Source organism: Chryseobacterium sp. UF-290 (genome assembly GCF_058245615.1).
Genome location: NZ_JBSICB010000002.1, coordinates 365,613 through 381,870, shown reverse-complemented (window position 1 = coordinate 381,870; position 16,258 = coordinate 365,613). Strand labels below are relative to the sequence as shown.

The 16,258-nt window shown below is 39.1% G+C and carries 13 protein-coding genes; 6 read left to right on the top strand and 7 right to left on the bottom strand.

Translation table 11 applies throughout. The features are described from left to right. Window positions 1-330 precede the first annotated feature (330 nt). The 5 genes from AC4IF5_RS03980 to AC4IF5_RS03960 form a co-directional block, all read right to left on the bottom strand. Complete coding sequence (locus AC4IF5_RS03980) at window positions 331-480, bottom strand: hypothetical protein (RefSeq protein ID WP_490731892.1); 150 nt, start codon at window positions 478-480, stop codon at window positions 331-333. Window positions 481-797: 317 nt separating this feature from the next. Further along, entirely contained in the window at window positions 798-2,423 is a 1,626-nt protein-coding gene (gene pruA, locus AC4IF5_RS03975; protein WP_490731890.1) for an L-glutamate gamma-semialdehyde dehydrogenase, read from the bottom strand. A gap of 206 nt (window positions 2,424-2,629) precedes the next feature. Then, window positions 2,630-3,736, bottom strand: a complete 1,107-nt coding sequence (locus AC4IF5_RS03970) for a DNA topoisomerase IB (RefSeq protein ID WP_490731888.1) — start codon at window positions 3,734-3,736, stop codon at window positions 2,630-2,632. Between the two features lie 9 nt (window positions 3,737-3,745). After that, window positions 3,746-3,910, bottom strand: coding sequence for a phosphatidate cytidylyltransferase (locus AC4IF5_RS03965; protein ID WP_490731886.1), 165 nt, complete (start codon window positions 3,908-3,910; stop codon window positions 3,746-3,748). Window positions 3,911-3,933: 23 nt separating this feature from the next. Further along, on the bottom strand, window positions 3,934-4,371 hold the full coding sequence (locus AC4IF5_RS03960) for a DUF6526 family protein (protein ID WP_490731884.1): 438 nt from the start codon (window positions 4,369-4,371) through the stop codon (window positions 3,934-3,936). A 457-nt stretch (window positions 4,372-4,828) separates the two neighbouring features. Here AC4IF5_RS03960 and AC4IF5_RS03955 point away from each other — a divergent pair, with 457 nt between their 5' ends. From AC4IF5_RS03955 to AC4IF5_RS03930, 6 genes are all read left to right on the top strand, one after another. Further along, the gene (locus tag AC4IF5_RS03955) at window positions 4,829-6,598 is read left to right on the top strand and encodes an aminopeptidase P family protein (protein WP_490731882.1); all 1,770 of its coding nucleotides are present in this window, start codon (window positions 4,829-4,831) and stop codon (window positions 6,596-6,598) included. Between the two features lie 532 nt (window positions 6,599-7,130). Then, on the top strand, window positions 7,131-7,832 hold the full coding sequence (locus AC4IF5_RS03950) for an ABC transporter ATP-binding protein (RefSeq protein WP_490731880.1): 702 nt from the start codon (window positions 7,131-7,133) through the stop codon (window positions 7,830-7,832). A 152-nt stretch (window positions 7,833-7,984) separates the two neighbouring features. Further along, entirely contained in the window at window positions 7,985-9,403 is a 1,419-nt protein-coding gene (locus AC4IF5_RS03945) for a DUF3526 domain-containing protein (RefSeq protein ID WP_490731878.1), read from the top strand. A 3-nt stretch (window positions 9,404-9,406) separates the two neighbouring features. Beyond that, window positions 9,407-10,855 carry an ABC transporter permease gene (locus AC4IF5_RS03940; protein WP_490731876.1) on the top strand — a complete coding sequence of 483 codons (1,449 nt, stop codon included), beginning with the start codon at window positions 9,407-9,409 and terminating at the stop codon, window positions 10,853-10,855. Window positions 10,856-10,866: 11 nt separating this feature from the next. Then, window positions 10,867-13,047, top strand: coding sequence for a TonB-dependent siderophore receptor (locus AC4IF5_RS03935; protein WP_490731874.1), 2,181 nt, complete (start codon window positions 10,867-10,869; stop codon window positions 13,045-13,047). 97 nt (window positions 13,048-13,144) lie between these two features. Beyond that, complete coding sequence (locus AC4IF5_RS03930) at window positions 13,145-13,339, top strand: pinensin family lanthipeptide (RefSeq protein ID WP_490731872.1); 195 nt, start codon at window positions 13,145-13,147, stop codon at window positions 13,337-13,339. A 152-nt stretch (window positions 13,340-13,491) separates the two neighbouring features. On the opposite strand, the gene AC4IF5_RS03925 is transcribed toward AC4IF5_RS03930, so the two are convergent. Both AC4IF5_RS03925 and AC4IF5_RS03920 read right to left on the bottom strand, forming a co-directional pair. Next, window positions 13,492-15,411: a lanthionine synthetase LanC family protein gene (locus AC4IF5_RS03925; RefSeq protein ID WP_490731870.1), complete on the bottom strand. Its 1,920-nt coding sequence runs from the start codon at window positions 15,409-15,411 to the stop codon at window positions 13,492-13,494. Then, window positions 15,398-16,258 carry a thiopeptide-type bacteriocin biosynthesis protein gene (locus AC4IF5_RS03920; RefSeq protein ID WP_490731869.1) on the bottom strand — a complete coding sequence of 287 codons (861 nt, stop codon included), beginning with the start codon at window positions 16,256-16,258 and terminating at the stop codon, window positions 15,398-15,400. Before AC4IF5_RS03920 ends, AC4IF5_RS03925 begins: the two co-directional genes overlap by 14 nt.

Here is a 16,258-nt window from a genome sequence, read left to right as displayed (position 1 = left end):
AGATTAAAAGATTAAAAGATTAAAAGATTAAAAGATTAAAAGATTAAAAGATTAAAAGATTAAAAGATTAAAAGATTTTGTCATTATACCTCTTGATCAATGAAGGAGGGTTTTAGCCCGCCTTAAAAATATAAATCTATCCATTGGCTTTAGCCAAAAACTTAAAATCAAAGAAAATCATAATGACTACCTTCTAAATCCCGAACTTTCTAACCTCTAACCTCTAACCTCTAACCTCTAACCTCTAACTTCTAATATCTAAGATCAAAAAAAAATCTGCAGTACTTTCAACTGCAGATTTTCCATTTTAAATTAAACATTTATAATGACCTATTTGACAGGAGTTGTCGCCGTTGAATCCATATTCATCTTGATGGTGTCAGGATTCGTCATTGTTGTAGTCATTGTATCAGTCGTTGTAGGCGGTGCACTTTTTTGCGCACTGTCTACCGCTATCGAATCACGGCTACTCGTTGACATGGTCGATTCTTTGGTCCCACAGCTCACTGCAAATATTCCTATTCCGATGGCTGTTAGCAATAACTTTTTCATACCGTTTTATTTTGGGGTGTGTAAGTAAAAAATCAATAACCATTCCTAACAGGGGTATGAAAGTTGTAAAATATAGGTAAATTTTGTTAAAAGATGTTAGGTAATAGGGGTTAGTAGTATCTTCCGATTGGAAATTTAAACTTACCCTGATTCTGTAATAAGCAAAAAAAGCCCCGGAACTTCTGTTCCGGGGCTGTATTGAAAGAGCGGATAGTAATTGCTTATCTATTACTCATTACTTATTATTATCCCAGATATGGATATTTGTAGTCTTTTGGAGAAACAAACGTTTCTTTTATGCTTCTTACAGACGTCCATCTCAGAAGATTCATTTTAGAACCTGCTTTATCGTTAGTTCCTGAAGCTCTGCCGCCTCCGAAAGGCTGTTGACCTACTACGGCTCCGGTTGGTTTGTCGTTGATGTAGAAGTTTCCGGATGCGTTTTCTAAAGCTTTGTAAGCTTCATTGATCGCGTAACGGTCCTGAGAGAATACAGAACCTGTCAATGAATAAGGAGAAGAAGAGTCAACTAATTTAAGTGTCTCTTTCCAGTCCTGATCTTCATACACATATACAGACAAGATAGGACCGAAGATCTCTTCGATCATACTTTCATATTGAGGATTTGTCGTTTCGATTACTGTTGGGTGTACGAACCATCCTTTAGAATCATCATATTTTCCGCCTATTGCTACCGTAGCTTCACCGGAAGCATTGGCTCTGTCGATGTATCCTTTACATTTTTCAAAAGAATTTTTGTCGATTACAGCATTCACGAAGTTGGACGGATCCTCAGGAGAACCGATTTTGATGGTGCTCATCTGAGCTTCCATTACTTTTTTCACATCAGCCCAAAGAGATTTAGGAATATAAGCTCTTGAAGCCGCAGAACATTTCTGTCCCTGGTATTCGAAAGAACCTCTTACCAAGGCAGTTGCCACAGCCTCTACATTAGCAGACGGATGAGCGATTACAAAGTCCTTACCCCCTGTTTCTCCAACGATTCTTGGATATGTTCTGTAGTTGTGGATATTATCACCGATCATTTTCCACATTCCCTGGAATACTTTTGTAGAACCTGTGAAGTGAAGACCTGCAAAATCAGGGTGTGCCAATACTTTTTCAGCCGTTTCTTTACCATCTGTAAAGATCATGTTGATGACTCCGGCCGGAAGACCTGCTTCAGTTAATACATCCATGATCACCTTGGCAGAGTAAATCTGCTTATCAGAAGGTTTCCATACCACTACGTTTCCTAACATTGCCATACAGGTCGGAAGGTTTCCGGAAATCGCTGTAAAGTTGAATGGAGTCACTGCAAAGCAGAACCCTTCCAATGGTCTGTACTCTACACGGTTCCAGATCCCATTGTCGGATATCGGCTGCTCAGCATACATTTCTGTCATGAATTCAACATTGAATCTTAAGAAGTCGATAAATTCACAAGCAGAATCAATTTCAGCCTGATGTACATTTTTAGACTGGCCGATCATTGTTGCTGCATTGATCACATCTCTGTAAGGACCCGCTAAAAGATCAGCTGCCTTTAAGAAAATAGCTGCCCGCTGTTCCCAGCCCAGTTCGTTCCATTCTTTTTTAGCCGCTAATGCCGCGTTGATAGCGTCATCCACATGCTGCATACCACCTTGATAGTAAAATCCGAAGTCGTGAGCATGATCCTGAGGAGACTGAAGCTGCACTTTTTTATCAGTTTTTACTTCCTTTCCGTTAATGATCATTGGTATTTCTACTTTCTCAGCCCACATTTTTTTGTATGTATCGATCAGGCTTTTAACTTCCGGAGATCCCGGTTCATACGAATTTACCGGCTCATTTACCGCTAATGGTACTTGCGAAATTGCTTTTGACATATTACGTTGTATTATTTTTTAATTATAAGTGTATACAAATTTACGATAATTATAAGAAAAGAAAAAAATACGGCTTGTTTTTATAAAACTGGCCGTATTGTTGCTTATTATTTAAAATATATTGCTTTTTTATGCAAAAAGATGAGAAAATCTGATATTCCTTCAATGTTTTGAAGGGAGTAAGCATATATTCAGTCATTGAATTCTCACATTTTCTCATTTTCCAGGATATTAAGCACAAGTTTTTCCTCCTGGGTCAGTTGGGCTTTTCCATCATTTTCTTCAATAATTTCCAGCTCGTCAAGATATTTTTTGATGGTATTGTTCTCGTAAAGATTGATGACAAGGGGATGAACGTAGTATTTCCGGCAGACAGCGGTAGTATTTCCAAGGTGTTCCGCTACAATATCCAGTGCTTCCTTTACCTTCTTTTTATACTGAGTGTCGTTCTCAGCATAGCCGATCTCCTTGAAAGCAATCAGAGCGCTTACGGTGCCGGACCATGTCCTGAAATCTTTTGCCGTAAAATCTTCACCGCTTATTTCCTTAATGTAATCATTTACCATTCCTGAATCTATCGAATGGCGGTTTCCTTCATCATCAAAATACTGAAAGAGCTCTTTTCCCGGAATATCCTTACATTTTTGAATAAGTCTTGCTAATCTTTTGCTTCTCAGATCAACATGATGCATCACTCCTTTTTTTCCTTTGAATGAAAAAATGATCTTCTGTCCATGCACTTCTACATGATTATCTTTCAAAGTAGTAAGCCCGAAAGAACCATACAGCTTTTCATATACATTATTTCCGATTCGGATATTGGTTCGCTGCATGAGGCTGACAATCAAAGCCAGTATCTTCCGCTTTTCAAAATTCCTTAAGGCCAGATCCTGCTCTACCTGAAGTCTTATTTCAGGTAATGCATATCCGAACTGAAGCATTCTGTAGAACTTCGTATGGTTCCTCAAAGCGCTCCAAAGCGGATGGTAACGATATTGTTTTCTTCTTTTGGCATCAAAGCCGGTCGCCTGCAGATGCCCGTTTTCAAGAGCGCAGATCCATACATTTTCCCAGGCCGGCGGGATGACCAGCTTGTTGATTCTGATGATTTCATCCTTATCCCTGATCTTTTCCCCGTCTTTATAATAAGAATATTTCTTTCCGGTTTTCTTACGGGTAATTCCGGCTGTTTCTGCATCGGTGGTATATACGAGATGCACCGCCTTTGCAGAAGCTTCCGGGTCCTTCATGATCTTAACGATCTTTGACGGCTTCAGGTGTGAAATGATTTCCAGCTCTGTATTCTTCTCCATAAAACATGGTTAGTTTTTACCCTTCGAAAAGATCAGTAAAAGAATTACAACTATTGCACAGACCAGTAATATTCCCCACCACATCCCTGCTTTGAAGATCGTTTCTACAGCTTCACAACTTGTAAGAGTCAGCAGGCTTAATAGGATCATACTGTAAAAGCTCCATTTTTTCATAATAAATATTTTATATATGTATTTTAGATCCGGAGATTGTCAGCCCTCCAGCTTTTGATCGATCTTTTGATCTCATCTCCTGAAATGTTTTCGTGAAGAGCTTTATATAAAAGCTCTTTGAACTCATCGTCATGCGTAAATCTCAAGGCGGCAATCTGGTCAAACCTTAATTTTTCAACCGTATCATCAGATCTTTTGTTGAAGATCTCAAAATACCGCTGCTTAAACTCAAGGATGACCATCCGGTTTTGGAGCCCCAGCGCATAATGCTGCCTTGTCATCAGTGCCAGATAAAAGAGCAGAAAAATAACAATAGAGAATACTATCCAGATCAGCGTATTGCCGGGATCATCCCATATCTTATATATTCCGAAGATCTCTAGCAGGATCAGCAAAGGGAGATAGACAAAATGATGAGGCGGATAAAATTTCCTGTGGTTATTGTAGTTCTGTTGTTTCATAGTAAGTATGCAGCAATAATCTTTCCAAAAAATTAGTATTTTGATAATGTGGTAGGTTTTATAACAGAAAAAATAGTCTTTTTTTTGGAATATGTTGAAAATTTGAATATTTTGAGAATATAAAGATATTTATTAATCCAACTTTTAAGAGCCTGTTTAGATTTAATAGCCTAATATGTCTAATTAATTTAACACTTTATTTTTTATTTTCCCGCTGATTTTGCAGATTCAGCAGATCATTATTTGTAAATCAAATCAGCGAGATTTGCAAAATCAGCGAGAAATAATATTTTAATACAAATTTAAACAGGCTCTAAGCGTCCAAAAAATTTTACTTGTTTTCTGAAGTCCTGAGCTTATCATTTTCCTTCTGTATTATTTGTGTTAAAAATAGGGCATTGATTTACTCTTTAGACATCAAATTTTTCGTAACTTTCGGTGTTTAAAAAAGAAAAGAATGACTTCAAAGGAAAAAGTTGCTGCGCTTCGTGAAGAAATGCAGAAAAATAATGTTGATGCATTTATAGTATATTCTGCAGATCCGCATATGAGCGAGTATCTTCCCGAAGAATGGCAGGAAAGGGCCTGGCTGTCAGGATTCCTGGGTTCTGCCGGTTTTGTGGTAGTTACCAAAGATAAGGCCGGGCTTTGGACGGATGGAAGATACTTTACACAGGCAGCCATTGAATTGGACGGTTCAGGTATTGATCTTTTCAAAGACGGAATGGAAGGAACCCCCAATTATATCGACTGGATTATTTCTGAAATTCCGTCAGGAGGTAAAGTGGCAGTAAATGCTTTAGCAGCCTCTAATGCCAATTGGGAACTGCTTTCTCAAAAATTGAATTCAAAAAATATTACCCTTGCAGATATTCCGCTTTTAAAAGAAGTCTGGAAAGAAAGAGGAACGCCCTCCAAAAATCCGATTTTTGTGCATCCTGTTGAAAGAGCAGGTAAGTCTGTGACAGATAAAATTGCTGCCATCCGTCAGAAAATGGAAGAGCAGGAAGCCACTGTCCATATCATCTCAAGTCTTGATGATGTTGCCTGGACATTAAATCTGAGAGGAAGTGATGTAGAAAGCAATCCTGTATTTTTAGGATATATTGTCATCACTAAGAATGATGCGGTGCTTTTCACAGATCTGGAAAAACTAGAAGTGGAAGCCAGAAAGCAAATGGATGATTCTTTCGTGAAAATGATGCCTTACGAAGAATTTTATAATTATTTGAAGCAATTCAAGAATGAAAAAATATTGGTTTCTCCAAACAGTAACCAACAGATCTTTGAAACTCTGAAAGCAGATAACCGGTTTATCAAAGCTCCGGTTCCCGGAAATCTGATGAAAGCCCAGAAAAATGAAGCCGAGCTGGAAGGATTCAGAAAAGTAATGGTAAGAGACGGAGTGGCTATGGTAAAATTCCTTTACTGGCTGACTCACAATGCAGTAAAAGAAGCAATGAATGAATATTCTATCGGTGAAAAGCTGAGAGGCTTCCGTGCAGAAGGTGAAAATTTTGTAGGAGAAAGCTTCGGTTCCATCGTGGGATATAAAGAAAATGGTGCTATTATGCACTATTCCGCAAAGAAAGAAGGAAGCAAAGAAGTTACCAATGAGGCAACGATTCTGGTAGATTCAGGAGGACAGTACCTGGAAGGCACTACAGATATCACAAGAACTTTTGCATTGGGAACCCCTTCAGAAGAATTTAAAAGGAATTCAACATTGGTATTGCAGGGACTGATCCGCCTGTCAATGGTGAAGTTCCCGAAAGGAACAAAAGGAGTGCATCTTGATGCTATCGCAAGACTTCCGCTATGGATGGAAGGCAAAGACTTCAACCACGGAACAGGACATGGGGTGGGCAGCTTTATGAACGTTCATGAAGGGCCTCAGAATATCAGAAAGGATATGAACCCTCAGGACCTTCTGCCGGGAATGGTTTGTTCCAATGAACCGGGATATTATCTTGAAGGGCAGTATGGAATCCGTCATGAGAACCTGATTGCTGTAAAAGAAGCGGAAAAAACAATTCACGGAACTTTCTATGAATTTGAAACATTGACGTTCTGTCCGTTCTTTAAAGATACTGTAGTGAAAGAAATTCTGTCAGAGCAGGAAGTGGCATGGTTAAATTCTTACCATAAGACCTGTGAAGAAAAATTAGCCCCTTACCTTGAAGGAGAGGTTAAAGAATGGTTCCTGCAATTGGTAAGCCCTCTTTAACATGAAAGATAAAGACAATGTTGAGAAGGGAATAGCCTTAAACTGTAAACATTGAGTCTTAAACTTTAAACATAATAATTGTTAGATAAGCTAAAGTCCTGTAAGTTTCTTGCAGGGCTTTTCTTTTATGCAACCGTATTTTTACGGATATTTTTTCAGGGATTCCCCTGAGGTGCGGAAACAGGACTGTACCTATCTTTGTATCAACAAAACATCATTCATATCTTCATATAAATAACTCAATCAATTCAAAGCGGTAGAATCATCTCGTCCTGAGATGATTTTATCGTTTTATACCTTTGCTTTATTGGGAGCTGCCCGGTAAGGTTTCCTATAAGTAGCTACACATTCACAAGGTCCATCCAATAGACTTACAGGGCTATTTTGGATTGGTAGGTAAGCCTTGTAATTTTATTGTATTTCTTGACTGCTTCATGTTAAAATTTCATTATAATAAATGCTATTGAGTTGCATTAATAAATATAATCTTTATTTTTGAAACAATATTGCATCAACCAAATACATTAAAATCATGATAAAGGTCGAAAATACAAGTAAGTCTTATAAAGGAAAACAGGCGGTGAAAGAACTTTCCTTATCCGTATCAAAAGGGGAAATATATGGTTTGCTTGGCCCGAATGGAGCCGGAAAGTCAACTACACTCAATATGTTACTGGGATTTCTGAAACCTGATTCCGGGATGATATTTCTCGATCATATTAATGTAAGCCTGAATGCAAGGGAAGCCAGGGAAATTATAGGATACATTCCTGAAAACGTTAATCTATATCCTTATCTGACAGGCATTGAGAACCTTTACTACTTCTGTAAGCTGGCAGGCAGAGCATACAATACAGCAGAACTTTCTGATATTCTCAGCAGCTGCGGACTGCAGAAGGAGTCACAGGATAAGAAAACTGAAACTTACTCAAAGGGGATGAGGCAGAAAGTAGGGATTGCCATCGCATATGCTAAAAAAGCAAAAGTGTATCTCCTGGATGAACCTGCAAGCGGACTTGATCCTCTGGCAAGTAATGAACTTTCAGCTTTGCTCAAAAAGCTGTCAGAAAATGGAGCAGCTGTATTGATGGCATCCCATGATATTTTTCGGGTAAGAGAAACATGCAGCCGTATCGGGATTCTTAAAAACGGTTTATTGGTCAGGGAAATGAATTCCTCTGAAGTGACAGCCAATGAACTGGAGACAATCTATCTGGATTACATGAAAGAATAATTTATTGCAACATTATTGCATTTATTTCATAGGAATTATTATTTTTGCTACAATGTTGCAATAATGGCATGGTTTGTCTGCTCCGATATGGCAAGTCATACTAATTATTAAATCTCCCGTGATGTCCGTTGGATGTGGCCAAATATAAATTAATGATAAAATTAAAGACAGCACTTTTAGTCGCCAGACATGAATTTAAAGCGTTCCAGGAAAATGGATTGAAGGTATTTATCTTCTTTTATATCATTATCTTATTGGGAGTATGGGGAAGTAACTATATGCAGCTCAACGCATCTTCAGCTAAAAATAGCCAGGCTAAAGAAATGATAGACAGGGAGTGGAAAGATCAGGACCGGAATAATCACAGCGCTGCACATTGGGGTACTTTTCTTTTCAAACCTGTCAGCTATCTTTCCCTTTTGGAATCAGGGACCAATATTTATTCGGAAAATCAATATCGGGTGGAGGCCCATAAACGTCCTCAAATGCATTCTTACAGATTGCCGGATCTTGAAGCTTTTATGAGGAGACCGGATCTTAATACCGCATTTTTCTTCCAGTGGCTGATGCCATTGCTGATTATTGGGTTGGGATTTTCGCTGATCTCTTCCGAACGTGAAAAAGGTTTTCTGAAGGTTTTATCTGTGCAGGGAGCTTCGTTTGGAGAGCTGGCAGCAGGAAAATTCATAGCGCTTTATACAGCTGTTCTGATGTTTATCATTCCGCCGCTTGCTGTGATGATAGCAGGTCTTATTTTTGAAGGAGAGCCTTTCCATCATTTGATAAGGGCATTTTGCTGGGTTATTTTATATGCATTGTATTTCTTGCTTGTTTCAGGAGCTGTTCTGCTGATCTCCGCCCTGAGTCCTTCTTCCTGGTCTTCATTGATGATCAATATAACAGTATGGATCCTTTGCGTCCTGTTAATTCCAAAATTCAGCACTTCATTAGCGGATGGGAGATATCCGTTACCTTCTTACCATGAATTCGAGCATAATGTTAAAACAGGATTTGATAAAGGACTTGGAAATGACGGAAGCTATACCCACAGATCTGAAATCTATCTGAAGAAGCACCTGAGTCAGTTCAATGCGGATCAGATCAGCCAATTGCCGGAAAACATCCGCTTTGCCCTCGATCTTATCCAGGCCGAAGCCTATGAAAATAAAGTGAATAATTTTTATTCCGGGCAGGTGGAAAATGAATTTGACGGACAGCAACAATTTATGGATTATATGGGGCTGATTGATCCGTTCATTGCAGTGCGCCAGCTTTCTATGGCATTTGCGGGAACGGACGTGCGGCATCATATTGATTTTTTCAATAAAGCCGGGCAATACAGAAATACGATGATGGACAGGCTAAATAAAAGAGAGCTGGAAATTGCTGTTTCGGGAAAGGCAAAAGCAAGCAATCATGATTTCTATAGAAGCCTTCCGGATTTTCAATATGATTATCCTTCTGTAAAAACTGTTATTTGTGACCATCTGGTATCTCTTATGTCTTTGTTTTTCTGGATCATTCTATTGGTTCTCTCTTTCAGATGGGTCATCAAACGAAATAATTTTTAAAATATGAGGGATAAGATAATACTGTTATTATACGAGTGGAAGCATATTTTCAGGCAACCTGCAGTATGGGCTCTGTTTTTTTTGTTCTTTATTATTGGAGGCTATGCTATTTATTCCGGTAATGTTTTGACAAAGAAAAAGCTTGAGTCTGTTGAGCTGGTCAGGAAAGAATCTGATAAAGATTATTATAATACACTACAGGCTTTTAAAGATACTCTGACAGCTGAGAAAAAAGAGCAGGCTAAAAATGCGGGAAACCCTTATGTCATTGATTACCGGTATCCCCGTATTGCGTATGATCATCCTTACCCGCTTGCGGGTCTTGCTGCAGGGATAAAAGATGTGACCCCCGCTACAGAAAAAGTAAACTACTATACGGATTATGCTGCTGTTGGCAGGGAAATAACCAATCCGGCCCTACTTTTTGAGGGACGTTTAGACCTCCTGTATGTCAATTTATATTTAACTCCGCTGCTTATTATAGTGCTCATGTACAATATTCTTTCTTCGGAGAAAGAAAAAGGGATAAGCCGCCTCCTGATCGTTCAGGGCGGAACTTTAAAACGTGTATTGCTTATAAAATTCTTTATCCGCTTAATCATCGTTTCCCTGGCAGCTCTGATTCTGAATGCGCTGGGCATATTACTGTCTCCATCAGGACTTCCATCAGTAACGGATACATTTCTTTGGTTCTTTTTGCTGATCTCATACTGTATTTTTTGGACCTCGCTGTGCTTTATGATTATTTCGATGGACGGAAATAGTGTATTCAACCTGTTCTCCAGCATGGCTGTCTGGATCTTTCTTTTGTTTCTTTTGCCACTCGCTATCAATAAAACAGTACAGTTAAAAAATCCTTCAGATCTTAAACTGCTGGATCTTGAAGAAAAAGACAGGCTGATCAGCGATGAAGTATGGTCTATGAATCCCAGGACTGTAGTGGATAGCTTTTATATCAACTATCCCAAATACAGGTCTGCCTATATGCCGTCAGATACAATTGATAATCAGAACGATGCTTTTTTTGCAGGATATTATCATATCAAGCAGAACCGTATGAAAGCGATTGTTGACTCTTTATGGGAAGGAGATCATAAAGCCAATCAGATGGCCTACCAACTTATCAGATACAATCCTGTTCAGAATACGGAGCATCTGTTCACTCTTTTAGCCCGGACAAGCAGGGGTGATTATCTGCAGTATAAAAAGGATATTAAAGATTTCCAGCATATCTGGCAGAACTGTTTTTATGACAAAGTTTTCTCAATAAGGGACGGAACGAGAATGCTTTCTTTGTTCTCCCCCGAAGAGCTTAAAAAGCTGCCTGTTTTCAAAACCAGATTCCACGAAGTAAAGAAATCGGAATTCGTATATGGAACAGGACTTTTATGGATTTTAAGTCTGGTATTTTTTACAGGAGGATTGTTATTAATAAAAAAGTTGAAACAATAAATATTGACAGAATGAAGAGAAATTACTTTCTATTGACAGCTGCCTTTTGCGGGGCGTTTTCTTTAGTTTACGGGCAGGAGAAGAAAGATTCCGTGTCAACAAAAAATATTGACGAAGTGATATTGACTGCGATGAAGCAGATCAAAACAGACAGCCTTTCCGGAAATCTGAAAAGAAACGACAGATTATTGGAAATTCCCCAGAATATAGTAAGCATTAAAAGCAATTTACTTCATCTCCAGGGAGCATTTGATGTACAGGACGCGCTCAGGAATGTGAGCGGAATCTATATAAGTGATGCGACCGGGGCAGGCAATATCTTTTCAGGTACTTATAATGCCCAGATCCGGGGGTTCAGCCCTGTGAGCACTTTCAGAAATGGATTGCCTTCCTTTGCCGGCGGCCTTTCGCAGGAAGATGTCGCATTGATAGAGCAGGTAGATGTGATTAAAGGCCCGGCAGGATTTATAAATTCTATGGGAACAGGCGGAGGATCTTTAAATATCAATACCAAAGCTCCCCGCAGAATAAGAGAAGCCGGTATAGCGGCAGGAAGTTTTGGATTTTACAGGGCCTCCATTGATCTGGGAAGTGAGGTAAAGGAAAAAGGATTCTCATACAGGCTTAATGCTGCCTATGAATCACAAGGCTATTATTTTGATTATGCGAAACGGCGTAAGTTTGTGGTAGCACCTGTTATTCAATATAATATCAGTAAAAATACCTTTCTTCTTGCAGAATGGAATATGATCCAGGGAAGAGCGTTGGAATCAAGCAATTTTATTCAGTATGAAACAGAGAAAACCGTTCAGAAACATCCATGGAAGGCTAATTATCAGGGCGATCCGAACCTTCCTGTGTCAAAGCTTGATGAACACTACGGAAGATTTGTAATCAATCATAATCTTAGTGACCAATGGAAAATAGTTTCACAGTCATCCATTAAGAGTACACCATTGGATCAGTGGAGCCTTTTGGGAGGAACCGGGAGCTATACCCCGCCAATGTTTGATGAAGAAGGAAATGCAGTTCGTTCAAGCTTCAGAAATAAGCAGAAATACCTGACCTATAATACCCAGTTATTTTTAAGCGGGAGCTATCATATGACCAGGGATATTGTTCATACGGTACTTACAGGAATGGATTTTAACAGCAGTGAAAGTGATACGGAACACATTCAGGGTGCTCATGAATTCGTTTTTAACAGAAACCAGCTGAACTATGGAATCAACAGGGATTTATTGATCCAGCCTGAAGCTGAAGACCAGATTGATTATACTGTATCAAAAGACAAAACCATAGGAGCCTATGTATATAATAATTTTAAATTATGGGACCGGCTTTTTATCGATGCCGGATTGAGGTACAGCAGGAACAGGCGTGACCGGTATCTTAAAGGACCTTATTCGCCGGAAGGGGATAACAAAATTTATAAGCATTATGCTGTCAGCCCGAGAATGGGAGCTACTTATCTCATCCAAAAGAATTTTGCGGCTTTCTTTTCTTATGATCAGAGTTTTGAACCGATGGGAGATCCTCAGGGTAAAGAAGAATGGAAACCTCTGGAAAGCTATAATACAGAAGTGGGGTTGAAGAAAGACTGGTTCGGAGGATTGTTATCCACTTCTGTGAGTGCCTACCATATCATAAGGAATAATTCTTTATCGCAAGATCCTGTGACAGGTATTATCACACAGCTCAATCAGGTCAGGAATAAAGGGATCGAAGTGGATATAATCGGTTCTGTTTATCCGAATATTACGCTGACGGCTAATTATTCCTATATCAATTCAGTGTATTCCAAAGATCCCAATGCTCCGGAACTTGTCGGGAAAAGATTTTCAAGTGTTCCAAGGCATCAGCTCAATGCCTGGGTTATGTACAAATTCCAGAAAGGACAACTCAAGGGACTTTCACTGGCATTAGGGGAAACAGCTGCTATGCTGCGGGAAACAGATCTACCGGGTGTCCGTATCCCGGATTTTATAAAACTGGATGCCAGTATTATGTATCAGCATAAGAATTGGTTTATCCGGGGAATATTTGATAACCTGACCAACAGGCGGTATATAACGGATGGAAATGTAAGTGACAGATACAATGCTGACTGGACTTCCGTCATTGGACAGACATGGATGTATAAGGAAAGTACTCCTTTCAATATTAAATTTCAACTAGGAGTGAAATTTTAACATTTTAAATGCAACTTTGTTGCAATAAATGATTATCTTTACAACACAGGGAAAGCCGAAAACCTTAAAGAGTAGGCCAAATTAAAAAAGTTTTATTATGGAAAACAAAAAAAAGATGAAGCTAAACATTGAAGATCTTAAGATTGAAAGCTTCGTAACTGCTTTGGACAAAGATTTGTCCAAAAAACTTCAAGGTGGTTTGGGAATATCTCCTGCAGGAGATCATGATCACCCAACCCATACCATAAAAACACAGGACAGGCTTCACGTTTGTGGAACGGTTCAGTGTTAATTATTGGCGATTTATCTTATAGGGCTGCCTTAGCAATAAGGCAGCTTTTTTATGAATTATAAAACAGGATAATCAATGTTTGGGCTGTATGAAATTTCAGATCGGAAATTATGATAAGCTTATGCCGGCGTCCGTCAAATCTGTATCCCGCACTATTGTTTAATCCTTATAAAAAAAGCTTTAAGCAATTCCTTTATTTGTTCTGATATTTTTTCTTCTATCAGCTTGTTGTCTGTCCCGGAGTATTGAAAATGTTTTGTCAGCTCTTCTATATGTAATGGTTTTTCCAGCAGCTGAAGGATGACTGAAGGAAACGGCTCCAGAAGCATATGAAACATTTCCTGATCAGTGGCATAAAAAATATTGTAATAGATATCTGTACCGGATTCCCGGGTATTTTCTTCTTTCCAGTTCCATCGGGATTCATGAATATGGATAAAGGGACTACGCATAAACTGTTTGTGCAGAAGCTCTGTTTCATTATTTTCCGATAATCCGGCTGCTTCATTTTGCAGCATCTTCAGCCGTGTCTGGAAGCATAAAGCTCCTTTATGCTGCTTCATAAACTGTATTTTGGCGGTTTCCAATTGATGAATATCAGAGAGATAGTCAACGTCTTTTTCAGGTAAGCTATGGATCGTTTCCAATAGTACCTTACCGAATTTTTCCAGACTTTGAGAATCAAAAATGGAATCTTCAATCCGAATCACAGTTTCCAGAGTCGCAAGAGTCTGGGGATAATAACGTTCAAAAAAGGCTTTCTTAGCTTTATAATTTTTCAGGATACAACCGCTTTCCGCATGAGTATCAGAAGAGGGAAGTTCCGGATGAAGAATGGAATTGAAAGTCCTGCCTTTCGTGACCATAAGCAAAGAAAGGGCAATACCGGCTGTACCGGTCATCAGCCCCAGGTCTTCACTTTTTTGAATTCCCCATACTGAATGCCCGGATTGTCTGCTTTTTTCCAATCCTTCTTGTACAATTTCAGTCGCAAGCAGTAGGGCTTCCTTATCATTAAAGGTATGATGATATTGGATAAGAAAATCAGCAAGTCCGCCGTAGCCGCTGAACAATATATAATTTTGTTTAGATCTTGTCCTGATATCGTTGATGCATCTGTCAAATGCTTGTATACAATCCTTTTTGTAGTCGAAACCGGCGGTCATTTTAAATGCTGCAATTCTTGCTGTTCCGATCCCGCAGGCCCCATGTGCCCAGGAGTTGAGGTCAAAATCATCCTGAAGGAAAGTTTCTTTAGTCCAATCAAACAGATTGGGTAGCTGGCTTTTAGAATGTTCCCATCTTAAATCCATCCAGTTGTTTTTTGACGGATTATAATACAGACTTTCGTAGAGGAATGCCTGCTCAGCAAGCCATATCAGTTCCTGATTATCAAAATACTTCCCCAGTTGAAGCAGAGAGAAACCGATACCGGAGTTTCCATGGGAAAAACCACATAAAGAATCTACAGAAAGCTGATTCGCTCCCCATTTAATTCCACGTTCCGCAGTCATAGCTTTATTGACAAGGGTTGTAAGCAATACCATTATGTCATCACAGACTTCCTTGCTTCTGGTATAATGGTACAGCAGGGTAAGGGTGATTAGGATTCCTGAAATTCCGATGAGCATGTCTTCTGTTTCCTCAGTAAGTATTTTCTTCCTGTATTTTTCATAAAGCTCTGAAGTATTTTTCAGATACAAATCTTTACCGGTAATCCGGAACAGCTCTAAACCAAGGTATATAGTCCCGCATATTCCGTCATACAGACTGGAACCGGAAATAATAGTATGGCTGGAAAAGTGATATATTCTGGAGAAAGATTTTTCTGCGGTGTCGAGATAACCTGTGATTCCGGTATGCTCGTATAATACAAGAAAGAACCATGCAATACCTCCGGTTCCGTTCCAGAGAGAGGGATTGAAAGCAAAAGAAAAATTTCCGGTATCGTGGTCATAGCCAATAGTATCCCAGTAACAGCCATTTTGATCCTGCTTTATTCTGGATAAAAGAAACCCGCTTATCTCATACAGGCCGTTTTCCAGTTCCTTAAGTTCTTTATTGATTATCATGATTTTTGATTTGAGCAATAGTTTGTCTGATCAGAAAAAGCAGGTATGACTCTTCAGAATTTACGATTCCTGCACGGTTATTGGTCATATGGACAAAGCTTAGTATTGCTTCATCTGTAGCCTCGGCCGGCAATTGGGAATCGGTATATTCTTTCCTTACTTTTCTGTTGGCTTCAATAAACCGGAGGAGAAAAGGATCCTGTGGATTCCAGATTTCCTCGGCTTTTTTATACAGAAATTCCTGATAAAGGTAGAATTGTTTTTGAAAAGCAGCCAGAAGACCACTTTTATACTCGTCCTGCTCATCCGGATCCAGTGAAAGAGGTACCGGCATCCAGCTTTCCACGAATCTGTCACACAATTGAATGATATGCTCATGCGAAAGCTCCATTCCTTTAAAAAATGCCAAATGGGTTTTCAAAGCAAGGGAATAGCGGTCAGAAGCGGTTAGCGGACCGCTTTCTGCAATCTGTTTAAGAATAAACCGGGATGATGCGTAAAACTGATTTTCTGCATGAACGATTGTTTCTGTATTGCCGTATCTCTCTGTTTCAGGAATATACAGCGCTTCCTTCAGGGTAATTTTCATCTTCATATCAGAATGTGACTCGTAAGAAAATATATGATGAGTAAGAATAGAACGGAACAGAGGAGATTCCTCGGAAGATAAATCAATCCGAAAACGGATATGATAGCCATTTTCAAAATACCGGATAAAGAAAAATCTTACCGTTTTTTCCAACCTTACCTGTATATCCTTAATTGCCGGATGTACGATCTCTTTTAATACCTGATCCGCATTACCTTCATGATACAGATAATAAGTGTCCCAGTTTGTTTTCATCAT